Origin of the sequence: Shewanella sp. SM29, from assembly GCF_025654245.1 — a bacterium.
In the GTDB taxonomy this organism is placed as follows: Bacteria; Pseudomonadota; Gammaproteobacteria; order Enterobacterales; family Shewanellaceae; genus Shewanella; species Shewanella oncorhynchi.
This window is the reverse complement of sequence record NZ_JAKKRN010000014.1, coordinates 39771-64083: the sequence shown is the minus strand read 5'-3', so window position 1 is coordinate 64083 and position 24313 is coordinate 39771. Positions and strand designations below refer to the sequence as shown.

The window sequence follows — 24313 nt, the reverse complement described above, 5'->3', positions numbered from 1 at the left end:
TAATTGATAATGCCATGACTAAAGGCATAATATGTGAACTTTAAAACCTGCGCCGAGCACGTATTTGAACTATCTGGTAGGTTAAAGGCAAACCTTCGGGTAAACGTAGCGATTCAGCTTTGGCCTGCATGGCCTGCCAATCTTGACGACCACGCAGCCGTGGAGTGAATTCTGAAGCACTCACTGTTGAACCTGAAACCCGAGTTGTTGAACTGGCGACATGTACAGAAGCCCCCACACCTTTAATTGAATAGAGTAGTGCCTTAAGAGTGTCAAAATACACTGTCATAGGGACGAGTTGCACTTCAAGTAATTGCCATGTATCGAGTTTAAATGCAGCCTTGAGTGCTTGCATCGTCGAAAAGTCATTCACTCTTAACCCTAATTCAGCTAATTGATTCAAACTCCCCTGCGCTACTAGGCTCAAATGACACTCGCCGTTCGGCTTAAGTACCCGCGCCATTTCGGCTACCGCAGCAGGAAAATCAGCACACCATTGCAGGGCTAGATTAGAGTAAATAACATCCATGCTGCCATTGGTAAAAGGTAAACACTGCGTATCGGCACATACGCCATGATAATCGGGATAAGTTTGTTTTAGCTTGTGTAACATGCCAAGGGCAATATCCACGGCAAATACTGTTGTGGATGAATTTTGCGTAGAGAGATCTGCTGGTTGAGAGACACTGTGATACCCAGAAAAATCCGTGCCTGGGCCTGCCCCTATGTCTAACAGATAACCTGCTGCCGAAAACTCACTGAGTAAACTGACAGCGCTCAGGCGTTGTAATTGATTATGATCTTGGTAACTATGGGCCGCTGCGGAAAAACGTTCAGCAATTTGAGTCCCGTGCACATTGGACACAGTCCCCGCGAGAACGCCCCCATAAGAAACGCCCGCATTAAGCTCACTCAGCTTAAGATCGCAAGAAATAAACTTGTTTGACTCATGAGCAAACTCACTACAGCTTGGATCACTAGACTTTATCAGGCTTGGCATTTTAACTAACACTCAACCATAAAAACTTAACATTCAATAAAATAACGCGATCTATAGGGTACATTTATCTGTACTCATCGGCAGATTCTCGTTCACTGACAAGCGGGATACCAACACGACTGAGCACTTGGGCTAATTGCTCAACACAAACAGCAATATCTTCAGGGCTATGGGTCGCCGTTAAGGTAATGCGTAACCGCGCCGACCCTACAGGCACCGTTGGCGGGCGAATCGCCCCAACCCAAATGCCCGCGGCTCTTAACGCTTCGGCGACTTGCAGGGTTTGCTGCGCATCGCCAATGATCAACGGCTGAATTGCGGTATCCGAACCTAAAAGGGGCACGGCAGCATCGAGGCATAACTGTTTGAATAGCGAAATATTCTCAAGCAGCTTTTGCTGTAACTCAGGATGTGCAGTGCAGTACCGAGTCGCAGCTAACGCTAATGCGGCATTGGCGGGCGATAAGGCGGTCGAATAAATATATTCACGGGCATTACTGACCAAAAAGTCGATCAGCGCCTGACTCCCCAAAACCGCTGCGCCTTGGCAACCTAATGCCTTACCAAAGGTCACCACTTGCACATCGATAAGCTTGGCGGCTTTATCTCTTACATCACTATTTTGATAGTCATCGAGCACCGCAAAACCATGGGCATCATCAACAATCAACCAAGTATTCTGTTGACGACAAAGCGCCGATAACTGCGTGATCGGCGCACAATCCCCGTCCATGCTAAACACGCTTTCTGTGATTAACGCCGATGCGTGATTTCGAGTTAGAAGCCGCTCAGCACTCTCAAGCGAATTGTGTAAAAAACGTTTAAGCTGCGCGCCACTATCTTGTAAACCATCAATAATTGAGGCGTGCACAAGTTTATCGGCAATCACAGTATCTTGCTGATCAAACAAGGTTTTCATTAACGCAGTATTGGCACTAAAGCCCGAACAGAATAGTAATCCCGCTTCATGCCCCGTTAAGGCGCAGAGTTCACGTTCAAGTGTGACATGCGCATCACTGTACCCTGTCACTAAGGGCGATGCGCAGCTACCCACACCGTAGGTCTGCGCCCCAAGGTGCAGCGCTTCAACCAACTCAGGAACGCGGGATAAGCCTAAATAATCATTACTGCTAAAATTAACATAGGATCGCCCTTCGAACACAAAGCGCGGGCTCGAAGTGGGTGCGTTAACATCAAAGCTGTGATCAACACTCAGCATTTTACGTTGCCGTAATAAACCTTGCTCACGTAAGGCTTGTTGACGGGCGGCAATTTTCATCTCGAGCAGAGAACTCATCGATTTAGCCTCAAGAATGATTGTCTTAAAAATGCTGCTTGAAAAATGGAGTGCGGCCAATAAAGCTATCGGCCGCAATCAAAATAGGCTGCAGCCAACAAGGTTAACAGGCTATTCGACCTGTTTGTCGGACAACATGCACTCAGTAATATTACAAAGCACCCGCGTCATAGAATTGTGCCGATGACTTATCTTGATAGGCCGCCGCTTTTGCTAAAACAGCACTTTCTTCTTCCAGTTTTGCCGCTGCGCCCTGCTCGGGACGTAAGCCTAAACGTCGAAATAGCCCCATATCATCGCTTTCTTCTGGGTTTGGTGTGGTCAGCAATTTACAACCATAGAAAATCGAGTTAGCGCCAGCAAAGAAACACATGGCCTGCAGCTCATCACTCATATTTTCGCGGCCTGCCGATAACCGTACGCGGGAAAGCGGCATTAAGATACGCGCCACAGCGATAGTGCGCACAAATTCGAGTGGGTCTAGGTCGTCAAGCTTCTCAAACGGCGTGCCCGCCACTTTGACTAACATATTGATTGGTACTGAATCAGGATGCTGCGGTAAATTAGCCAGCTGTTGTAGTAAGCCTGCACGATCCGTCGCCTTTTCACCCATGCCGACAATCCCGCCCGAGCACACTTTCATACCAGAAGCGCGCACATGTGTCAGTGTATCTAAACGATTTTGATAGGTACGTGTCGTGATCACATCGCCGTAATATTCAGGCGAAGTATCTAAATTATGGTTGTAATAGTCTAAGCCAGCACTGGCTAAATCGTTCGCTTGATCTTCAGAAAGCATGCCAAGCGTCATACAGGTTTCCATACCTAAGGCTTTAACTTCTTGCACCATTTGTTTAAGGTACGGCATGTCTTTTTCTTTGGGATTACGCCAAGCAGCGCCCATGCAGAAACGAGAGGCACCCGCGGCTTTAGCACTGCGTGCCTCGGTCAGCACAGTTTCCATTGCCAGCAAACGCTCTTTCTCTAGACCTGTGTCATAGCGAGCACTCTGCGGGCAATATTTACAATCCTCAGGGCAAGCACCGGTTTTAATCGATAATAAACGGCTAATTTGCACTTCATTAGGATCGTATACCTCACGGTGAATACTGTGTGCTTTAAATAATAAGTCATTCATCGGCAGCGCAAATAAGGCTTCGATTTCTTCCCGCTTCCAATCATGACGAACTTGCAACTGCGACATTGAACACCCTTTTTATTCTGTTTTTTATCTTGGCTAGGATAACCTCAGCCCTTAAACTGTCAACGCCAACCAGTGAACCAAGTTTACTAATGGCTACTTTATCACCAAAAAAGTGAGCTTTTATGCGCAATTTACTCGATTTTGACTTTGATAGCGCCCATATTTGGCATCCTTACACCTCAATGACCCGATCTCTTCCTGTTTTTGGTGTACATAGTGCAAAGGGCTGCGAGCTTGAACTCGTCGATGGCCGCAAGTTGGTCGATGGTACTAGCTCGTGGTGGGCCTGTGTGCACGGCTATGCACATCCCAAGATATTAACCGCGATGGAAAAACAGTTGCATCAACTGAGCCATGTGATGTTTGGCGGTATCACCCATGAACCCGCCATTGAACTGTGTAAAAAACTTATCGCTATGACCTGCGAACCGCTGACAAAGGTCTTTTTGTGCGACTCTGGATCTATCTCAGTCGAAGTGGCAATTAAAATGGCGCTGCAATATTGGCAAGGTCAGAGTTGGCAAGGGCAAAGTATACATGGAGAAGAGCGACCGCTAAAACAACGCATTCTTACCGTTAAGAGGGGTTACCACGGCGATACCTTTGCCGCGATGAGCGTATGCGATCCCGAAGGCGGCATGCACACTATGTTTGGCGATGCAGTAACCAAGCAATCATTTGTGCCCGCGCCACAAACCGCCTTTGGCGAAGCCTTACAAGCCGATGATTTAACCGCAATGCGCGACATATTAAGCATTAATCACCATGAGATTGCCGCTGTGATTATAGAGCCGATAATGCAAGGCGCTGGCGGTATGCGTTTCTACAGCGCAGATTATTTAACGGGTCTTCGTGCCCTATGTGATGAATTTGATGTCCTGCTGATCTTAGATGAAATAGCCACTGGCTTTGGTCGGACAGGCAAGCTTTTTGCTTATGAACACGCCAATATTACCCCTGATATCTTATGTTTAGGCAAAGCGCTAACTGGCGGTTATATCAGCCTAGCGGCAACGCTATGTACCGATAAAGTTGCCCAAGGCATAAGCCAATCTCCCGCGGGCGTGTTTATGCATGGCCCTACTTTTATGGGTAACCCGCTAGCCTGCGCCGCGGCGTGTGCAAGCTTAGACATAATTAACCGTAATGAATGGCAAGCGCAAGTGGCTGCTATCGAACAGCAAATGCGCGTTGAACTTAACGATGCGATTGACTTACCCAGTGTTAAAGACGTGCGAGTGCTCGGCGCAGTGGGCGTGTTAGAGATGCACGAACCCGTCAATACCGCTGATTTACAGCAGCAATTTGTCGATTTAGGCGTCTGGGTGCGCCCCTTCGCCAACCTTATCTATATCATGCCGCCCTATATCATTAGCTCAGCACAATTAAGCCAACTCACCAGCGCGATGAAGCAAGTCGCAGCAGGCATTAAAGTATCATCAAGCAGTGCCGAGCCGCAGCTTATCAGCCACGGTTGATACTTTAACGCTTGGCCATCTTTTAGCTTAACGCTCTTTCAACTCAATAAGCCTTTAATGTCGAATAAACGAACCCCTGCGCACTGTGCGCTAGGGGTTCGAACTGCCTGGCTTATATCAGACTCAGCAGCCCTTCCCTTGTTCGAATCTCGCATCCTCTCGATAGATAAACGCGCTAAGGTTGCAATTGCAATATTGCTCACAATTTCCATTAAAACTCTGTAATTTAGTGCATTTATTTAATCCGCCAACTGGAATTTTTATCAAAGCCAACGATGCTTATATCACTCACTTTACACAACATATCTTTCGCCAAAAGCTGACAACAACTTGAGCAGAGGGAATGGCTTAAATCGCTACACAAAGAAAAGGAGATCATATGTTCAAACTCGCTGACATCCCCGTTAATCGAAAACTCGCACTACAGCTCATTATCGCCCTCGCAGGTGCCTTAATTTTACTCACTATTTCCGTCACAGCCCTCAAGCACAACCTGATGGCAGAGCGTGAAGCACGACTTAATGCCGTATTGTCCCTCGCCAGCAGCCGTATCCAAGCGTTGTCGCAATCACTGCCCCTAGAGCAAGCACAGCAAGCCGCTAAAGACATGTTGAACGACATGCGTTTTGATAGTGATAACTACTTGTTTGTAATTGATGAATCGAGGCACGTTATCGTTCATCCCATCAAAAAAGAACTGGTTGGCCAACAAATGGGGAATCGAGGCGAAGAGAATTATTGGTTCGAAATGGTCGAACTCGGCCGTGATGGCAAACAAGGATTAGTCGAATACCGCTGGACGACGGCGAATGGCAAATCAGCGCAGAAAATCTCACTTGTCATGGGATTTAAACCTTGGGGCTGGATCTTAGGCTCAGGTATGTTACTCCAAGATATCGAAGCCACCATTTGGAATGAATACCTCACCATGGGAGGCATTACATTTGTCATTATTGTGCTTATGGCTTGGCTAGGTTATGCCATTAGCCGCTCTATTACTCAGCCATTGGATGATGTGAATCTGGCTATGCTCGCCATCACAAAAGGTGATTTAACGACTCAGCTAAAAATCTATGGTAAAGATGAACTTGGCATCTTAGCCCACAATATAAACCAAAGCATAGACTCCATTCGTAGCACTTTACTTCAAGCGAGTCATAGCGCTGACAATGTTGCACAGGCCTCGGCTCGGATCGCCTCAACTGCAGAGGAAACTAATCAAGCGGTAAATAATCAGCGGGATCAACTCGCCCAACTTGCCACAGCCATGAATGAAATGAGCGCCACTATCGCCGATGTCGCGAATAATGCGGAGAGCACAGCCAAAGATACCAAAGAAGCCACTTGGGAAGCTGGCCTTGGCGACCAAGATGTTCACGCCAGCGTAGATGGTATTCATGCTCTTGCCAAAGAAGTGGAGCAAGCGACGGATCAAGTGAATATGCTTAAAGAGGAAGTCATGCAGATCAGCGAGGTCACCTCTGTTATCAGCGCGATTTCAGACCAAACCAACTTGCTGGCACTGAATGCGGCAATTGAAGCCGCCCGCGCTGGCGAGCAAGGGCGAGGGTTCGCTGTAGTCGCCGATGAAGTGAGGCAACTCGCAAGTCGCACTAGGCAATCGACCGAAGAAATTCAAAACACGATTTCATTATTGCAACAACGGGCCGTGAGCGCCGCTAAGGCAATGGATGCAAGCCGAGCTTTGGCAGAAAACAGTGTGAGTCAATCGGCAAAAGCGGGGAAGGATTTATCGCTTATCGTTGCTCATATAAAACATGTGAGTGACATGGCAACCCATATCGCCACCGCCGCAGAAGAACAAAGTGTGGTCGCAGAAGACATGAACAGAAACGTGTGCGGGATTAATAACTCAGCGCTCGAAGTCTCTGAATCGGCAACTTATTTGGCTCAAGAAAGTGAAAGTTTGGCCGAATTATCACTGAATTTAAACAATAAACTGGCCGTATTCAAACTCTAGTCATGTATTTAGTTACACCCACAAACCTGTGTCAAACCGTTTAGCCAAGATAAGGCGCATAAAAAATTACGCGATTATCTTGGCATTTCGTTAAACGTGCCGACGTCACTAAACTCATGTTACCGAACACGTATACCAAGCTTATTTTACCAAGCTAGAAATCAAGGCACGTAGCGCGGCAGGTTTTATCATTTTCGCCATATAGTGATAGCCGCGGCGTTGAACATCTTCCACCAGCTCTTTGCGAGTATTGGCGGTAATCAAAATGCCGGGTAAATCTTGTCCATAAAGCGCGCGAATACCGTCCATCGCATCGACGCCATTTTGGCCATCATCTAAATGGTAATCCGCGAGCACAATATCAGGCGCGACGCCTTTCAGTCCTAGTTTAATGCGTGCATCAGATAAATCTTTTGCACAGATAACCTCACACTGCCAGCGGCTTAATAGGCTTTCTAATCCAGCTAAAATGGCCTCTTCGTTGTCGATACACAACACTTTGATACCCGACAATGGCTGCAGCAGCGACGGCAACGCTTTCACTTGTGGTTGACGCACAGTTTCTCCAAGTGGAACACAAATGGAGAAGACCGAGCCGCGCCCTAAATGGGATGAAACCTGAATACCGTGTTCTAACACTTTACTAATGCGATCAGCAATCGCCAGACCTAAGCCCAAGCCGCTAACATTGTTGCTCTTAGGATTATTCAACCGCTTAAATTCTTTGAAAATTTCTTGGGTTTCTTTTTCATCAATACCACAACCCGTGTCTAACACTTGGATTTCAAGGTAATGACCTCGATGACGACAACCAAACAAAACTCTGCCACCGCGAGCATAACGGTAGGCATTGGTTAAAAAGTTTTGCAGGACACGCCGTAACAGCGAAGGATCGGAATTAACGGTTGCGCTGCATGGGATCATCTTAAAACGAATTTGGTTATCCGCCGCCATCGCTTCAAATTCAACGGATAAGCCATTGATCAGTTCTGAAATCGCAAAGTCACGGCGATTAACATCCACCATACCTGAGTCGAGTTTAGAAATATCCAATAGGTCGGTGAGCAATTCACCGGCAATTTTTAGCGAGCTATTCACATGGGATAAGGTGGTTCTGGCCTCACGATCTAGATTGGGATACTGAGATAACGACGCAGTGAACAGTCGCGCAGCATTAAGTGGCTGCATTAAATCATGGCCGACGGCGGCCAAGAAGCGACTCTTAGAAGCGTTGGCAATTTCTTCCTGCGCTTTAGCCTCCAGTAACTCACTGTTTAACATGGCTAATTCATAGGTACGTTCGTTAACACGGCTCTCTAAGGTTTCATTGGCCTCAAGCAGCGCGCGCTCCTGTTCGCGATACTGAGTAATGTCGGTAAAAGTCATCACAAAGCCGCCATCTGGCATAGGATTTCCCTGAATTTTTATCACTTTACCGTCCCTGCGATGGCGCTCAGAAGTGTGCGGCGTGCCATTACGCATGTGCTGCACCCGCTGCTCAACCTGCTGTTCTATTTCCCCTTCACCACAATAACCCCGCGCCGCATTAAAGCGAATCACTTCACTGATCGGCATGCCCTGCTGCAAAAATCCATCGGGATATTGATACAGCTCCACATATTTGTAATTCCATGCCACAAGATTGAGATCGTTATCGATAACACTCATGCCTTCATAGGCGTGTTCAATCGCGCCGCGCAACATGTCTTGACTGAGCATAATCTTCGATGAGGCTTCATCGACCAGACTAAAGACTTCATCCAGCGCTAAATCGCGCCCTTGCAGCACGGAATCCATCACCAGCGCTGCGCTTGAAGCGCCAAGCACCCCCGCCAATAAACGTTCAGTGTGGGAAATCAACTCCGGCGGCGCCGCTTTATGCCAACTATCACTTTTTACCGCATCAATCGAGAAACGGCTAAAACTCTCATAGGCGCGTGTTGGGCTAACGAAACGACTCGCCAGTATCAGTAAGTCCTGCTGTGAAATCGGACCATTTTTCTTATTGGCGCTGTTTTTTAATTTACCCGGACTCACAAAAGCACTGGCCTGAATACGCTCAGCCACACCGGCTCTAAACCAAATAGAACCCAAAATATAACAGGCAATATTGGCAAAAAGAGCCGTCAGCGCATCACGCACATTGGGCGTTATCGCATCTAGCAGGCCTTTCTCGCTCGCGACACTAGACAAGAACGCCGATGAACTTTGCACATCGGTCATGCCCTGCAACATGATGTAGAACCACAGCGAAAAGCCCACGCCGAGCCCTAAAAATACCCCTGCCCGATTGCCGTGTTTCCAATAGAGTCCACCGACTAAAGCTGGCGCGAGTTGGGCAAACGCACCAAAAGACAACATGCCTAAATGGGACAAGGAATCACTGTCTGATAATGCCAAATAGCTGCCATAGCCTAAGCCCAGAATAATCACGATGGCTAAGCGGCGGGCATTAAGTAACAGGTGCGAGAACTGACTGAAGTTTTTCTCACGGATATGGCCCGTACGCAGCATCACAGGCACCAGCCATTCGTTACTCACCATCACACTGATAGTCACCACCGCCACTATCACCATGCCAGTTGCCGCCGAAAGTGTGCCCAGTAGCGCAATCACCGCCAGTAAAGGTTGGTCTAAAGCGAGTGGCAAATTAATCACATAGGTATCGGCCGACACTGAATCGCCGAGGATGATCTTCCCCGCCAAGGCGAGCGGCCCAACGAATAAACCAAAAAGCGCTAAATAGATAGGAAACAACCAACGTCCTTTCGACAACACAGACTCATCGGCACATTCCACCACCATCACATGGAACTGCCTTGGCATACACAAAAACGCCGCCATCCCAACAAGTAACTCAGGCATTAAAGCTTCAATACGGGGATTGGGATAATTGATCAGCGACTGCGCATTCGCCTGCTGCCAAATATCCCAAAAACCATCGAATACCCCGAAACTGATGACAACACCGACCAACAAAAATGCGGCGAGCTTCACCAGAGACTCAAAGGCAATCGCCAGCATCATTCCAGGATTGTGCTCAGTCGCATCAAGTTTGCGGGTACCAAATAAAATGGCAAATATAGCTAACAAAGACGTGATCAGTAGCGGAATCGTCACCCCATCGAGGGGATCGTCTGCAGGTTGAAATAGATTAAGGCTAAACACCATCGCCTTAAGCTGCAGGGCGATATAGGGCATGATGCCAAACAAGGCGATTAAGGTGACTAAGGCGGCTAAGGTTTGGGATTTGCCGTATCGAGCGGCAATAAAGTCGGCCACGGAAGTGATATTTTGCGCCTTAGACACTAATACCATCTTGCGTAACATGCCAAAGCCTAAAGTAAAAATCAGAATAGGGCCGATAAAAATCGGTAAGAAAGACCAAAAATCCTTAGCCGATTGCCCAACTGTGCCTAAAAAACTCCACGAGGAGCAATAAACCGCTAAGCTCAGACCATAGATAACGACCTGAAGCTTTTTAGTGATCTGAGTAAACCAACGCTCCGCCCCCCAAGCCAATAGGAATAAAAGCGAGACATAACAGACGGCAATAACAGCAACGACTAAGGTTAAATTCATACTTTGCTCTTTTTTCTGATTATTGTGCGATAAAACCTGTCTAAAATCTAGCCGGATTTTTAATGCAACAGACTAAATATAAAGGAAAATTTAACACTAGACCAAGGTCTAATGGAGTTGCCGCCCCCTTGCATACCATACTCAGTCCACGCAATTTTTCAAAAGGGAAGCCCTATGAGCTCGCAGTCTCTCTACAAAGTCTCCGGCAATATCGCTGCCAATGCACTTGTAAACAACGATAAATATAAAACAATGTACCAAGAGTCGATTGTCAATCCTGAAGGTTTCTGGAGAGAACACGGCAAGCGTATTGATTGGATTAAACCTTATACCAAAATTAAAAAAACCTCTTTTGATGACCATAACTTATCGATCAATTGGTTTTACGATGGCACCTTGAATGCTTCAGCCAACTGTTTAGACCGTCACTTAGCCGAGCACAGTGATCGCGTGGCGATTATTTGGGAAGGCGATAACGCCAGCGAACAACGCAAAATCACCTACGGTGAATTACATGCAGATGTGTGTAAGTTTGCCAACGCACTGCGCAGCCAAGGCGTGCGCCGCGGGGATATAGTCACAATTTACATGCCTATGGTGCCAGAAGCCGCAGTGGCTATGCTCGCCTGTGCCCGTATCGGCGCTGTGCACTCTGTGGTCTTCGGTGGTTTCTCACCTGATTCTATCGCCTCTCGCGTCATTGACGGAAAATCCAAAGTCATTATTACCTCCGATGAAGGTATGCGCGGTGGCCGTGCTATTCCATTGAAGCGCAACATCGATGATGCCTTAAAGCACCCTGATGTCACTACGGTTGAAAAAGTCATCGTACTTAAACGCACGGGTGGCAAAGTAGATTGGGTAGAAAGCCGTGATGTGTGGTGGCATTCACTGATGGAAACCGCATCAGAGCACTGCCAACCAGAAGAAATGGACGCCGAAGCACCGTTATTCTTGCTTTATACCTCAGGTTCAACCGGTAATCCCAAGGGCGTATTGCACACCACTGGCGGCTACATGGTTTATGCGTCTATGACCCATGAATATGTGTTCGACTACAAAGCGGGTGAAGTGTACTGGTGTACCGCGGATGTGGGTTGGATCACTGGCCACTCTTACATGGTTTACGGCCCGCTCGCCAATGGTGCGACTGTGCTTATCCATGAAGGTGTGCCGAATCATCCAAGCCCTGCCCGTTTAGGCGAAATGATTGACCGCCATAAAGTGAACATTCTATATACAGCGCCAACGTTAATTCGCGCATTGATGGCAGAAGGTAAGCAACACTTCGATAAGTTCGATGGTAGCAGCTTGAGGATCATGGGCTCGGTAGGTGAACCTATCAACCCAGAAGCGTGGCGTTGGTACCATGAGGTCATAGGTCATGAACATTGCCCTATCGTCGATACTTGGTGGCAAACTGAAACGGGCGGCATTTTGATCACCCCACTGCCAGGCGCGACCGATACTAAACCCGGCTCAGCTACCCGCCCGTTCTTTGGCGTTCAACCCGCCTTAGTGGATAACATGGGGAATATTTTAGAAGGTGAGAACGAAGGTAACTTAGTGTTACTCGATTCTTGGCCGGGCCAAATGCGTACTGTGTATGGCGACCATGAACGATTTGTACTGACCTACTTTAAAACCTTCCGCGGCATGTATTTTACCGGTGACGGTGCACGCCGTGATGAAGATGGCTACTACTGGATCACTGGCCGCGTCGATGACGTGATCAACGTGTCCGGCCACAGATTAGGTACGGCAGAGGTCGAAAGTGCGCTGGTATCACACGAACTGGTTGCAGAAGCTGCGGTAGTTGGCTACCCACACGATATTAAAGGCCAAGGTATTTATGCGTATGTCACGCTAACCCGCGGCACTGAAGAAACCGAAGAACTACGTCAAGAGCTGCGTCAATGGGTTCGTAAAGAAATTGGTGCGCTGGCCACCCCAGATCTCATCCAATGGGCGACGGGCTTACCTAAGACACGTTCAGGCAAGATTATGCGCCGCTTCCTGCGTAAGATTGCCGCTAACGAAGTGACCAACTTAGGGGATGCATCAACCTTGGCCGATCCAGCTGTGATCGAGACCTTGATTGAATCACGTTTAAATCGTACTGAGTAATATCCGAGTTAAGAATAACGTCCACAACGCTTAGTCTATGCCCAATAGGTTAAGCGTAACCTGAACCTCCCTTTTTAAACCTCAGGTTAAAAGTGAACCCTGTTGAGAGAGTGTGTGTGATTGCTCCTTTCTCTAGCTTGCCCCTCCAACCAGGGGCATTTTTTTTGCCTGTTATGTTAAGCTTGCAACTTCACTTTTATTCAGCATAGATTTTTTATCAGCGTGTCAGTCAAACTCAGAGACTATCAACAGCAAGCGGTTAATGCCGCCATCGCCCATTTTAGGCAAAGCCAAGCTTCCGCCGTACTTGTATTGCCCACAGGCGCCGGCAAAAGCATAGTGATCGCCGAACTGGCGCGCATCGCCAAAGGCAGAGTCTTAGTGCTCACCCATGTGAAAGAATTAGTTGCGCAAAATGCCGAGAAAGTCGGCCTCCTCACAGCACAAGCCAGTATCTATGCGGCGGGACTCAATCAAAAAGCCACCGACGGAAAAACCGTCGTTGCCAGTATTCAATCGGCAGCGCGGGGATTAACGCAGTTCGATCAGCCGTTCTCGTTAGTCATTATTGATGAATGCCACAGAGTCAGCCTAGAAAAAACCAGCCAATATCAGCAAGTACTCAACCATTTACGCACGAAAAATCCCCAATTAAGATTGCTCGGTCTCACCGCCACGCCCTATCGCCTTGGCACTGGCTGGATTTATCAGCAACACTATCACGGCAAAGTGGGGTCTCCCGAACATGCCGTGTTCAAACATTGTGTGTTCGAGCTGCCCATAAGGCCGCTCATTAAGCAAGGTTACCTCACAGCGCCAACCCTGTTTGATGGCCTCAGTGCCCAGTACGATTTCAGCCAACTTAAAGCAAACGAGAATGGCGAATATGCCGAAGCCGAGGTTAACGATTTACTGGGACATTACGGCCGCGCGACCACTGCGATTGTGAAACAACTCATTGAACTGAGCCAACATAGAAAAGGTATTATCATTTTTGCGGCAACGGTGCGCCACGCTAATGAGATTTTTGACCTACTCAACCAAGCTCACGCTGCACAAAGTGCCATTATCACAGCACAAACGCACGACAATGAACGTGACGCGACGATTGAACGCTTTAAAGCCCAAGAGCTTAAGTTTTTAGTCAACGTGGCTGTGTTGACGACAGGCTTCGACGCGCCCCATGTGGATTTGATTGCAATTTTGCGCCCTACCGCCTCAGTCAGTCTGTTTCAACAAATGATCGGCCGTGGATTGCGAATCGCTGAAGGCAAAAAAGATTGTCTTATCATCGACTATGCTGCCAATGGTTATGACTTGTATTTCCCTGAGGTCGGCCAAGCGAAACCCAACAGTAAATCGGTCCCCGTGCAAGTGCATTGCCCAGTATGCGATTTTGCCAATATATTCTGGGGACTCACGGACGACGATGGCGACATTATCGAACACTTTGGTCGCCGCTGTCAGGGCATAGTCGAACTGCAAGGTAAAAAGCTGCAGTGCGACTTTCGATTTAGATCTAAATCTTGCCCTGATTGCGGCGAAGAGAATGATATCGCGGCGCGCATTTGCCAGCACTGCCAATCGACCCTCATCGATCCCGATAAACGCCTACGCCAAGTGCTCAGCCTGCAGCACCATCATTTATTCCGCTGCCAGCATATGAGCCTCATCGACGATGACGGCAATCTGAAAGTGCAGTACCTCGATATCGACGGTAATGAATTCAATCGCCGCTTTAAATTACAAACACCGGCCCAGTGGCGAGCCCTATATGCCTTATTCATCTTTCCCCATAGCCGTACACCGGGATTAAAACCGAAAAAATACACTAAGGTGACAGAGTTAATCAGCGACGCGGATAAATTCCGCATGCCCGATCTCTTGCTGCTGAAGAAACATAAAAAAGGCTGGGATCTGCTCGAAAGCTATTTTGATTATCAAGGTCGCTATCAAACTGAAAATAAACGTGGCTGACATTATCAATTCACTTAGGCCTATGGTATAAAACGACTAAAGTAATCCTAAGGAGCTATTATGTTCGTTGTTATTTTTGGCCGTCCAGGCTGTCCTTATTGCGTTCGTGCTGTGCAATTATCTGAGCAACTCGTTGAAAAACGTGATGACTTTAAGTTCAGATATGTCGATATCCATGCAGAAGGCATCTCTAAAGCAGATTTAGAAAAAACTGTCGGTAAGCCAGTTGAAACCGTACCGCAGATTTTTGTCGATGAGAAGCACATAGGTGGCTGCACAGATTTCGAACAATATGTTCGCGAAAACAATCTGTTAGATTAAACTCTATAGATATGTGATCCGCTTAATGCAAAAGGAGACCTAAGGTCTCCTTTTTAGTCTTTATCACAACCAAGTGGGATTAGAGCTTTCCATAAATAGTGCTCGGTACATAAACTGCCTAGACCCCCCCAGAATTATACGCACCATTGTCATCATCACTGCACATAATGTCAGCTTTAATATAATCGCCAAACTCAAGATACATTTCTTTTTAAAGATGCTGCATTAGTCGAACTTGCTAATGCCAATAATTATGTTAGAAAAATATTTTGCAGTGGAATAAGTAAAACGAAGGTATTAAATTCGGTACTCAGTATTGGAGTTTAACGAGGGACATTCAGGGAGAAATTCGAGAGAGATACAGCTGAAAAATAAGTGGTGGGTCGTGAAGGATTCGAACCTTCGACCAATTGGTTAAAAGCCAACTGCTCTACCGACTGAGCTAACGACCCATCGAGGTATTACGATAAAAATGTTCACTTATTTTGGCATCAACAATGCGAATAATAAGTGGTGGGTCGTGAAGGATTCGAACCTTCGACCAATTGGTTAAAAGCCAACTGCTCTACCGACTGAGCTAACGACCCATCTAGGTATTACGATAAAAATGTTCACTTATTTTGGCATCAACAATGCGAATAATAAGTGGTGGGTCGTGAAGGATTCGAACCTTCGACCAATTGGTTAAAAGCCAACTGCTCTACCGACTGAGCTAACGACCCATCTGATGTTGCGCTGATTTATGCACTTTCAGTAAAGTGGTGTGTCATTAAGGATTAGAACCATTCGACTGATTGGTTAAAAGCCAACTGCCCTAGCTTTATAAAAAAGCGACTGAGCTAACGACAAATTGTACTACTGACTATCTCGTTAAATACCACTAACTTATTCTATTTATTAGATTAAGTGGTGGGTCGTGAAGGATTCGAACCTTCGACCAATTGGTTAAAAGCCAACTGCTCTACCGACTGAGCTAACGACCCATTTACTGGTATTTCACGCCCCGAACGACCTCGCCGCTCTGAGGGCGCCTATAATACCTTTTTCATCTTCTCATGCAAGCGCAAATTCCCAATTTTTTGTCGTTTGCATGAAAAACAGACTAAGAGTATGTTTTTTAGTTAATTACGCTTTAATTGCAGCCAGTTGCTGCTGTGCAATGCGTGCTGCGGCGCTATTTGCGTAATCTTTGACAACTTGTTGGTAGTATTGCATCGCACCAGCTTTATCACCGGTTTTCTCGGCGATCATGCCAAGCTTCACTAAACTATCGCCACGTTTATTAGAATCACTAAAACGATCAACCACAGTTTTGAAGGCTTGTTTGGCTTCTGCAAATTCGCTCTTATTAAATAATAGCTGTCCTAACCAATAGTTCGCATTCGCGGCATACACAGAGTCTGGGTATTGTTTGATAAAAGCACGGAAGGCAGGAATGGCATCGTCATACTTACGCTCTTTTAAGACTAAGTTAACGGCATTTTCATAACTTGCAGTTTCACTTAAACTACTTGCGGCAGCATTGGTCGATACCACAGAGGGGATAGATGTCGCTGCAGCTGCAGGTGCGGCAGATGCCTTTGAGGATAAATTAGCAAGCTCATCATATAACTGACGCTGACGCTCTTGCATCTGCTCAATCTGATAATTCTGTTGTTCGGTTAAACCGCGTAAATCGAGAACTTCCTGCTGCAGTGTATCAAGACGACGTTGCATCTCGAGCTCACTTTGTTGTCTCGATTTTACAATACGTTCGATACGAGCAAGTCTGTCATCACCCGAACCACCAGCAATATCTTCCACAGGAGCAGGCGCTGCAACTGCAGCGCCCGCACCAAGGAACATTGCCGTAATTAAGACGGCACGTTTCATTGTGTTACTCTCCGAGATTCAATCTTAGTAAACTAAAACTGCACGACGGTTTTTGCCAAAACCTTCATCAGTGCGAGAAAAATCAAGTGGTTTTTCTTCGCCATAGCTGACTACGCTCATTTGGCTTGGCTGTACGCCCATACCTTGTAGGTATTTAGCAACGGCTTTAGCACGACGTTCACCCAGAGCAATGTTGTACTCAGGAGTGCCACGCTCGTCCGCATGACCTTCAATCAGTACGCGCACACTTGGGTGCTCAACTAAGTAAGTACCATGAGCTTCTAATACAGCGGCGAATTCAGTTTGAACTTCACTGCGGTCGAAATCGAAGTAAATGATGTGTTCTTTTCTCAACTCTTCTAACTGCTGACGTTGCTGCTCTTCAGATGACAACATAGCACCCACACCACCAGTTTGAATGCCACCATTCAGTTCGCTACCTGAACCGTTTGTTGAGCCCATTGCATCAGTTTCTGATTCTGAAGTTGAGCTACATGCACTAATAGCCATAATTGGAAGTGCTACCAACATAGCTTTTAACAACTTATTCAGATCCATTACGTGTTCCTTATAAAATTAAATGTGATTAAATCAAGGTATAACATTAGAGAAACGGAGACCAAGAAGGTGATTTCACCTCGCCTTGACCCACGGGTAATCTCGCTTTAAAGCGTCCATCCGTAGAAACAGCTGCTAATACTTGCTTACCTTGGTGTGTAGTGCCATATATGACCATAGTACCATTAGGCGCCACACTTGGGGATTCATCCAAGCGTGTAGAGGTTAGCACCTGCATAAAACGCGTATTTAAGTCCATACGCGCAATATTAAACTTACCGTTAGTACGGTTAACAAAAATCATACTACGTCCATCTGGCGTAATTGAACCGCCAAGGTTCCATTCACCTTCAAATGTTTCACGACTCACTTTACCTGAACTTAACTCTACGCGATAAATTTGCGGTCTACCACCACGTTCAGAGGTGAAAATCAACGACTTCCCATCAGGATACCATGATGGTTCAGTATCGATAGCATAGTGATTGGTAATACGCTTAATCGCTTTTGTCGCAATATCGATAACATAGATCTCAGGCTGACCATCCTTAGACAGCGTCACAGCCAAAGATTTGCCATCAGGAGAGAAAGCCGGCGCACCGTTAATACCAGGGAAAGAGCTCACTTTAGTGCGCACTTGGGTATAAAGGTCTTGTACGAAAATCTCTGCTTTTTTATTTTCAAAGCTAACATACGCCAAACGACGCCCATCGGGTGACCAAGTAGGTGACATTAATGGCTCAGGTGAGCGCAGTAACATTTGCTCGTTAAAACCATCATAGTCCGCAACCATCAACTGATAAGGTGCTTTTTGAGTATGATTGACCACGACGTAGGAGATCCGCGTTAAGAATGCACCGCGAATACCGGTTAACTTTTCATAGACGATATCGCTAATTCTATGACCATATTGACGAAATTGCGCTGCTGAAATCACAGTTTGGCGACTGTCCATCAAAAATTCTGTAGCACTGACTGAGCCTTTCAATGCTTGGTTTTGTGCTTTAACTAAATCGATTAAATCAAAGCTCACCAAATACTGATCGGTCCCGTAAGGTTTCACAGTACCTAACACCACAGCTTCTGCGCCAACGCTAGACCATGAACTAGGTTGAAACTGAGCCAAAGCACCAATATTGCGCTGAGGTAGTCCGAGCTCGTCTAAAGGTTTAAAGGTACCGCTACGAGCTAAGTCAGACATCACCACATCAGCAATCGCTTGTGGCGGTGCGCCAGGACCTTGCCATACAAAAGGCATCACAGCAATCGGACGCGCTGCATCAACACCTCCGGTAATTACAATATCCAGCGCCGCTTTTGCGGGGGTGGTGCACAGCAGAATCGCCACTGTTAACCATTTTGCCAAAATCTTCATGTGACTCCTTGTTAATTAAACGTTGGTTCAACGATTAAGTTAAGTTCTTTCATAAAATTATATACTTGTGGATCCGGTGACACTGGCAGTTTACCCGCCTTTAAAATCGCGCTCTTAGCAGCACGGCAAACCGATTCATCACCGCTTTTTGTTTGACTACTGATTACAAAACCATCGCTGGCTAAACGTACTGAAACAGTACAAGTCTTGCCCCGCATCGATTCATTCTTCACTAAATTACGTTGTATGACAGATTGAATCATCGAGGTGTACTTACCCACTTCGCTTTCCACTTGTTTACTCATGGTTTGCGACAATGCCGCCTGCTCCGCCGCTAATGCATCGGCCATTTCCTGCTCTTGATCGGCACGGGCTTTGGCATCCGCTTTAGCTTTAGCATCCGCTTTAGCTTTAGCATCTGCTTTAGCTTTAGCATCTGCTTTAGCTTTGGCATCCGCTTTAGCTTTGGCATCCGCTTTAGCTTTGGCATCAGCCTCCGCTTTAGCTTCCGCATCTGCTTTTTGCTTACGGTCAGTTTCAGCTTTCACTGCAGCAGCTTCTTCAACCTTGCGTTTTTCAGCGGCTTTTTGTGCAGCGTCTTCAGCAACCTTACGCTCCTGCTCTTTCAGCTTGCGGTCGGCTTCGGCTTTGACCGCTTTTTCCTTTTCCTGCTGCTGTTTCACCTGGGCTAATTTGGTCGCTTCATTGGCTTTTTGAATCTCAATTTCCTGCTGCTTACGTTCTTGCTCTAGCTGTTTAATCTGAGCTTGTTCGCGCTCGCGTGCCTGTTTCGCTTCTTGAGCTTTGCGTTCAAGCTCGGCTTGACGTTCTTGCTCACGGCGTTCGGCATCACGCTTTTCTTGCTTAAGTTTCTCAACTTGATTAGCCACTTTTTGCTGATCAACCATAACCGCTTTGATTGCTGGTGCGCTAACTTGTTGCATAGGCTCAGGTTTGTGAGAAAAATCTATTCCTAATGCCAGAATAATTATCACGCCAATATGAATACCCGCTGAAATTGACAGAGGTAATGTTACATCTGACTTATCTGCCACCTATTTCTCCTTGGGTGAATCCGTCATCAAACCGACTGATGGCACGCCAGCTTGCTGCAGTGTCACCATCAACTGAATCACTTTATCGTAAGGAATATTTCTATCGGCTTTAACCACAACAGGACGCTCAGGTTCAGTCACGATAAGTGCAGCCACTTCCGTTGCCAATTCTTCCAAATCCATAGGCACATTCGTTGAACCGCCTTTATTGAGGAAGTAATCACCGTCACCATCGATTGAAGCAACAATGGGCGGCTTACTGTCATTGGGTAACACTTCTGCCGCCCCTTGAGGTAGCTCAACTTTGACCCCTTGGGTCACTATGGGTGCTGTTACCATAAAAATAATTAACAGCACGAGCATGACGTCGATATAAGGCACCACGTTGATTTCAGCAACGGGGCGACGACGTTTGCGCTGATAAGCTGGTTGCATTATGCCCCTTCCTTCTCACTGTATGCTTGGCGATGCAAAATGCTGGAGAACTCTTCCATAAAGTTTGCGTAAGCCATTTCTAATTTATCGACTTGGGTCGAGAAACGGTTGTACGCAATTACCGCTGGAATTGCAGCAAATAAACCCATAGCCGTTGCAATCAAAGCTTCAGCAATACCGGGTGCAACCATAGCTAAGGTGGCATTTTCCATCGAACCAATAGCGATAAAAGAATTCATGATCCCCCATACCGTACCAAATAAACCGATATAAGGGCTAGTCGAACCAATCGTTGCTAATAACGGTAAGTTAGCTTCTAACTTTTCCATTTCGCGAGACAAGGTCACACGCATAGCTCGCGATGTACCATCCATGACGGCATCGGGCACTTTGCTATTTAATTTATTCAGGCGTGAATATTCCTTAAAGCCAGTCACAAATAATGACTCTAAACCGCTATTATCTGGACGAGATGATAATTCTTTATACAAACGGTTTAAATCAACACCTGACCAAAATTTGTCTTCAAACTTCGCCGATTTACTTTTTGCGGATGTCAGTAAGCTACGGCGTTGTAAAATCACCGTCCAAGACATCACCGACAAGCAAAGTAAAGTGAACATAACAAATTTCACTAATAAACTGGCTTGTAAAAATAACCCAACAATCGACATATCAGCTTGCACTGTCAAACTCCTGCACAATATTTAAGGGAATAGCTCGGGGACGCATACGTGATAGCGCAACACAAACAACCAGCACTGTGCCTTCACAATAACAGTCTCCCTGTTTATCGACCAAGCGTTGATGAAAGATCAACGAGGCCTTTTTCAACTCTATGACCTTAGTTTCAACAATAAGGTTCTGTTCAAAACGTGCTGCTTTGCGAAAATCGAGTTCCGCACGCTTTACGACAAAAGCGGTGTCGTCGGCTAATAACGCAGTCTGACTCACGCCAAGGGCTTTTAGCCACTCGGTTCGCGCGCGCTCAAAAAAGTTGAGGTAGTTCGAATGATAGACAACGCCACCAGCGTCGGTGTCTTCGTAATAGACTGAAATTGGCCAATGAAACATAATTTGAAAATAAGCAAATTTTGGTTGAAAAATTGACGCTTACTATACCTAGGGAAACAAGACTTGTGAATGACCCGATGAAGATATAGATAGGAATAGCGCGGGTTTCAGATGAATAGGGGCAATTGTAAAAGAGAATGGGGTCAAACGACCCCATTTTATTAACATAGTTAGTTATTTTGCGATAGCTTGTGGCAAAGTTAAGCCAAAACTCTGCCACAAGAAACTGTAGATGTCGGCAAATTCGTCGATCTTCATCGCCGTGGGCTTACCCGCTCCATGACCAGCATTTGACTCAATACGCATAATGACTGGTTTATTGCCCTGCTGTTTCTCCTGCAGCATGGCCGCAAACTTGAAACTGTGTAATGGCACAACACGATCATCATGATCCGCAGTCATTACCATAGTCGCAGGATAAGCTTGCGCTTTTACATTGTGATAGGGCGAATAAGCCAATAGCGCAGGGAATTGCTCTGCTTTATCGGCACTGCCGTATTCACTCGTCCAAGCCCAACCAATAGTGAACTTGTGGAAACGCAGCATATCCAACACGCCCACCGCAGGTAATACGGCAGCAAAAAGTTCAGGACGTTGAGTCACAGCAGCGCCCATCAACAGACCACCATTACTGCGGCCATAGGCACCGAGTTTAGAGCTGTTGGTGTATTTTTCGCTGACCAGATATTCAGCAGCAGCAAAATAGTCATCAAACACATTTTGCTTTTTGTCGAACATCCCCGCTTGATGCCAGCTTTCGCCATACTCAGCACCGCCACGTAAACTCGGCACGGCATAAATGCCACCCATGTCTAACCAAGCGATATTGGCAGGGCTAAAACGTGGTGTCATCGAAATGGCAAAACCACCATAGGCATAAAGTAATGTCGGATTTTGACCGTTTTTCACTAAGCCCTTTTTATAGGAGAGCATCATAGGCACACGCGTACCGTCTTTGCTGCTATAGAAAACCTGTTCAGAAACATAGTCATCGGGATTAAACGAGACTTTGGGTTTAGCAAAAACGGTTGAACCGCCAGTTTTAAAATCAAACTTATAGGTGGTTTCAGGCTGAATATAACTATTAAACACATAGTAGAAATAATCTTTGCTGGCTTTACCAAAAGGCCCTGTCACATTGCCAAGACCAGGTAATGCCACATCTTGACGCTTCTGACCACCCATACTGTAAATCGATAATTGACCTAACACATCATGTAAATAACTCACCACTAAATGGTCATTAATAATGGCGACATTATTAATCGGATCTTTAGACTCAGGAATAATCGTTTGCCATTGCGATTTATCACTATTGCGGGTGTCAATCGCAATCACTTTACCGTTAGGTGCCTCTAAGTCAGTTTTGAAATAAAACACTGAACCATCATTACCGAGAAACTCATATTCAGCTTCTAATTTGAGGATCAATTCCACCACTTGGGATTTAGGCTCAAATAACGATTTATAGAAGAAACGATTACGCTTATCCGTACCTTGAGAAATCGACAGTAATAAGTATTCACCTTTCTCAGAGACATCAATGCCAAAGCCCCAATCTTTATTCTGTGGACGCTCATAAATCAATAGATCTTGATGTTGGTCTGTGCCTAATTTGTGGTAATACACTTTTTGGTTAAAATTAACGTCAGCTAAGACATCCCCCCCTGCTGGGGCATCATAACGGGCATAAAACACGCCTTGGTTTTCTTTATCCCACACTGCGCTAGAAAATTTAATCCATTTCAGTTCATCGCCCAGTTTCTTACCGGTTGCAATATCAACGAACTGCCATTGCTGCCAATCTGAGCCAGAATTTGAAACGCCATAGGCTAAAATTTTACCGTCATTACTCACAGCAACGCCGGATAAGGCAACAGTACCATCCGCAGACAGTTTATTTGGGTCAAGAACAGGCTTTTCAACACCATCTAAACCTTTAACGTACAAAACCGATTGCGCCTGTAGGCCATCATTACGGTAGTAAAATTGATTGTCGCCGTTTTCAAACGGAGCAGAGACTTTTTCGTAATTCCAAAGTTCTGTAATACGTTCGACCACAGCTTGTTTATTGGGGATCTTAGCGAGGTAGGCTTGACCAAAGTCTTGTTGTTCTTTTACCCACTCTTCAGTTTCAGGCGTATTGGCCTCCAGATGACGATAAGGGTCGGCCACAGCGACACCATGAATGGTTTCGACGAGGTCATCTTTTTCAGTAACAGGGTAAACGAGTTTAGTTGCGCTTGCCTGCTCAGTCGAATTTTGCTCAGGTGCATTGCCACTTTGGCAGGCACCGAGTGCCATCCCCAATGTGGCCACTAACAAACCTTGCTTTGCAAGGCGAAATCTTAATGCCATCGTGTTGTCGTCCTTCTTATGGTTTCGGGCTTAAGGCCTTTTCAGCAAGTACTATACAAGCAAAAAAAATCATGGCAATGGCGTAACTTAATATGAAGTTTTTTAAGCTGTATCGTGAATTTAACAAAATAGCAGCAAGGATAAGCTTATTGAAGTGTATTATTATGCATTAATAGTGAGTTATAAGTTATTAATCAAGGTAAATAGTGACTTAAGTGATATAAATCACCTTTGTAGCCATTAGAATTACTAATGTTTATGGGCAATTTTTCTCGTTTGTTTTACAACAGGTTTCCCAATAGAATGTGCTTGTTTTCAGGAGATAACTGCTTGCAGATATCGAAAACAAAGAACTTTTAAACTGGTGTGTTCCCAACACTTCAGTTTCTTTTCTGGTTCTTATGCTTGACTTCCTTCCTTCAATTTGTTGATTGCAAATGCATTATTTTTGCGGCCCGCTTAGTTTAAGCGGGCTTTTTTTTAGCATTTCAAACACAATCCTGATTATTGCAACGGCCAAGTTTTATACATCATCGATATTACTCGTACTTATCCCACTCTCGCTTTCTGCAGTACTTGTTGAGGTGGATATGTCATCACTACAAATTAAAAAATCTCA

General features: G+C 46.0%; 17 protein-coding genes and 4 tRNA genes. 5 read left to right on the top strand and 16 right to left on the bottom strand.

The features are described from left to right. Positions 1–40: 40 nt before the first annotated feature. The 3 genes from L5L77_RS11610 to bioB all read right to left on the bottom strand — a co-directional run bounded on the left by L5L77_RS11610 (position 41) and on the right by bioB (position 3501). Positions 41–1000: a methyltransferase domain-containing protein gene (locus tag L5L77_RS11610; RefSeq protein ID WP_263222759.1), complete on the bottom strand. Its 960-nt coding sequence runs from the start codon at positions 998–1000 to the stop codon at positions 41–43. A 64-nt stretch (positions 1001–1064) separates the two neighbouring features. Then, positions 1065–2297, bottom strand: coding sequence for an aminotransferase class I/II-fold pyridoxal phosphate-dependent enzyme (locus L5L77_RS11605; protein WP_263185948.1), 1233 nt, complete (start codon positions 2295–2297; stop codon positions 1065–1067). A gap of 151 nt (positions 2298–2448) precedes the next feature. Further along, on the bottom strand, positions 2449–3501 hold the full coding sequence (gene bioB / locus L5L77_RS11600; RefSeq protein ID WP_028760338.1) for a biotin synthase BioB: 1053 nt from the start codon (positions 3499–3501) through the stop codon (positions 2449–2451). 122 nt (positions 3502–3623) lie between these two features. Here bioB and bioA point away from each other — a divergent pair, with 122 nt between their 5' ends. Together bioA and L5L77_RS11590 are read left to right on the top strand one after the other, a co-directional pair. Then, entirely contained in the window at positions 3624–4979 is a 1356-nt protein-coding gene (gene bioA, locus L5L77_RS11595) for an adenosylmethionine--8-amino-7-oxononanoate transaminase (protein WP_263185947.1), read from the top strand. A 379-nt stretch (positions 4980–5358) separates the two neighbouring features. Next, positions 5359–6960, top strand: coding sequence for a methyl-accepting chemotaxis protein (locus L5L77_RS11590; RefSeq protein ID WP_263211835.1), 1602 nt, complete (start codon positions 5359–5361; stop codon positions 6958–6960). A 141-nt stretch (positions 6961–7101) separates the two neighbouring features. Here the strand turns inward: L5L77_RS11590 and L5L77_RS11585 are convergent, their stop codons facing one another. Continuing rightward, positions 7102–10542 carry a PAS domain-containing hybrid sensor histidine kinase/response regulator gene (locus L5L77_RS11585; protein ID WP_263222757.1) on the bottom strand — a complete coding sequence of 1147 codons (3441 nt, stop codon included), beginning with the start codon at positions 10540–10542 and terminating at the stop codon, positions 7102–7104. 174 nt (positions 10543–10716) lie between these two features. Between L5L77_RS11585 and acs the strand changes: the two genes are divergently transcribed. The 3 genes from acs to L5L77_RS11570 all read left to right on the top strand — a co-directional run bounded on the left by acs (position 10717) and on the right by L5L77_RS11570 (position 14967). Then, positions 10717–12669, top strand: a complete 1953-nt coding sequence (acs, locus tag L5L77_RS11580; protein ID WP_198572683.1) for an acetate--CoA ligase — start codon at positions 10717–10719, stop codon at positions 12667–12669. A 222-nt stretch (positions 12670–12891) separates the two neighbouring features. Continuing rightward, positions 12892–14646 carry a DEAD/DEAH box helicase gene (locus tag L5L77_RS11575; protein WP_263185939.1) on the top strand — a complete coding sequence of 585 codons (1755 nt, stop codon included), beginning with the start codon at positions 12892–12894 and terminating at the stop codon, positions 14644–14646. A 60-nt stretch (positions 14647–14706) separates the two neighbouring features. Beyond that, on the top strand, positions 14707–14967 hold the full coding sequence (locus L5L77_RS11570) for a GrxA family glutaredoxin (RefSeq protein WP_028760344.1): 261 nt from the start codon (positions 14707–14709) through the stop codon (positions 14965–14967). Between the two features lie 376 nt (positions 14968–15343). On the opposite strand, the gene L5L77_RS11565 is transcribed toward L5L77_RS11570, so the two are convergent. The 12 genes from L5L77_RS11565 to L5L77_RS11510 all read right to left on the bottom strand — a co-directional run bounded on the left by L5L77_RS11565 (position 15344) and on the right by L5L77_RS11510 (position 23694). After that, positions 15344–15419, bottom strand: a tRNA-Lys gene (locus tag L5L77_RS11565). 59 nt (positions 15420–15478) lie between these two features. Next, positions 15479–15554, bottom strand: a tRNA-Lys gene (locus L5L77_RS11560). A gap of 59 nt (positions 15555–15613) precedes the next feature. Then, positions 15614–15689 (bottom strand) — tRNA-Lys (locus L5L77_RS11555). Between the two features lie 185 nt (positions 15690–15874). Next, a tRNA-Lys gene (locus L5L77_RS11550) sits at positions 15875–15950 on the bottom strand. A gap of 142 nt (positions 15951–16092) precedes the next feature. Beyond that, entirely contained in the window at positions 16093–16839 is a 747-nt protein-coding gene (gene ybgF / locus L5L77_RS11545) for a tol-pal system protein YbgF (protein WP_028760345.1), read from the bottom strand. 24 nt (positions 16840–16863) lie between these two features. Then, the gene (pal, locus tag L5L77_RS11540; RefSeq protein WP_028760346.1) at positions 16864–17397 is read right to left on the bottom strand and encodes a peptidoglycan-associated lipoprotein Pal; all 534 of its coding nucleotides are present in this window, start codon (positions 17395–17397) and stop codon (positions 16864–16866) included. Positions 17398–17443: 46 nt separating this feature from the next. Then, positions 17444–18772, bottom strand: coding sequence for a Tol-Pal system beta propeller repeat protein TolB (gene tolB / locus L5L77_RS11535; RefSeq protein ID WP_263163141.1), 1329 nt, complete (start codon positions 18770–18772; stop codon positions 17444–17446). A gap of 11 nt (positions 18773–18783) precedes the next feature. Next, positions 18784–19827, bottom strand: coding sequence for a cell envelope integrity protein TolA (tolA, locus tag L5L77_RS11530; protein ID WP_263222754.1), 1044 nt, complete (start codon positions 19825–19827; stop codon positions 18784–18786). Next, on the bottom strand, positions 19828–20262 hold the full coding sequence (tolR, locus tag L5L77_RS11525; RefSeq protein ID WP_113938780.1) for a protein TolR: 435 nt from the start codon (positions 20260–20262) through the stop codon (positions 19828–19830). Beyond that, positions 20262–20948, bottom strand: coding sequence for a protein TolQ (gene tolQ / locus L5L77_RS11520; protein ID WP_028760350.1), 687 nt, complete (start codon positions 20946–20948; stop codon positions 20262–20264). Before tolQ ends, tolR begins: the two co-directional genes overlap by 1 nt. Next, a complete protein-coding gene (gene ybgC / locus L5L77_RS11515; protein ID WP_006081251.1) occupies positions 20938–21339 on the bottom strand; it encodes a tol-pal system-associated acyl-CoA thioesterase in 402 nt (133 codons plus the stop codon). The genes tolQ and ybgC overlap by 11 nt, the downstream gene beginning before the upstream one ends. A gap of 171 nt (positions 21340–21510) precedes the next feature. Next, complete coding sequence (locus L5L77_RS11510) at positions 21511–23694, bottom strand: prolyl oligopeptidase family serine peptidase (RefSeq protein WP_263186558.1); 2184 nt, start codon at positions 23692–23694, stop codon at positions 21511–21513. Positions 23695–24313 lie beyond the last annotated feature (619 nt).

Excerpts from the sequence above, each read along its gene's own strand:
- L5L77_RS11610 (WP_263222759.1), bottom strand. The coding sequence starts at position 1,000 with ATGCCAAGCCTGATAAAGTCTAGTGATCCAAGCTGTAGTGAGTTTGCT.
- L5L77_RS11605 (WP_263185948.1), bottom strand. The coding sequence starts at position 2,297 with ATGAGTTCTCTGCTCGAGATGAAAATTGCCGCCCGTCAACAAGCCTTA.
- bioB (WP_028760338.1), bottom strand. The coding sequence starts at position 3,501 with ATGTCGCAGTTGCAAGTTCGTCATGATTGGAAGCGGGAAGAAATCGAA.
- bioA (WP_263185947.1), top strand. The coding sequence starts at position 3,624 with ATGCGCAATTTACTCGATTTTGACTTTGATAGCGCCCATATTTGGCAT.
- L5L77_RS11590 (WP_263211835.1), top strand. The coding sequence starts at position 5,359 with ATGTTCAAACTCGCTGACATCCCCGTTAATCGAAAACTCGCACTACAG.
- L5L77_RS11585 (WP_263222757.1), bottom strand. The coding sequence starts at position 10,542 with ATGAATTTAACCTTAGTCGTTGCTGTTATTGCCGTCTGTTATGTCTCG.
- acs (WP_198572683.1), top strand. The coding sequence starts at position 10,717 with ATGAGCTCGCAGTCTCTCTACAAAGTCTCCGGCAATATCGCTGCCAAT.
- L5L77_RS11570 (WP_028760344.1), top strand. The coding sequence starts at position 14,707 with ATGTTCGTTGTTATTTTTGGCCGTCCAGGCTGTCCTTATTGCGTTCGT.
- ybgF (WP_028760345.1), bottom strand. The coding sequence starts at position 16,839 with ATGAAACGTGCCGTCTTAATTACGGCAATGTTCCTTGGTGCGGGCGCT.
- pal (WP_028760346.1), bottom strand. The coding sequence starts at position 17,397 with ATGGATCTGAATAAGTTGTTAAAAGCTATGTTGGTAGCACTTCCAATT.
- tolB (WP_263163141.1), bottom strand. The coding sequence starts at position 18,772 with ATGAAGATTTTGGCAAAATGGTTAACAGTGGCGATTCTGCTGTGCACC.
- tolR (WP_113938780.1), bottom strand. The coding sequence starts at position 20,262 with ATGCAACCAGCTTATCAGCGCAAACGTCGTCGCCCCGTTGCTGAAATC.
- L5L77_RS11510 (WP_263186558.1), bottom strand. The coding sequence starts at position 23,694 with ATGGCATTAAGATTTCGCCTTGCAAAGCAAGGTTTGTTAGTGGCCACA.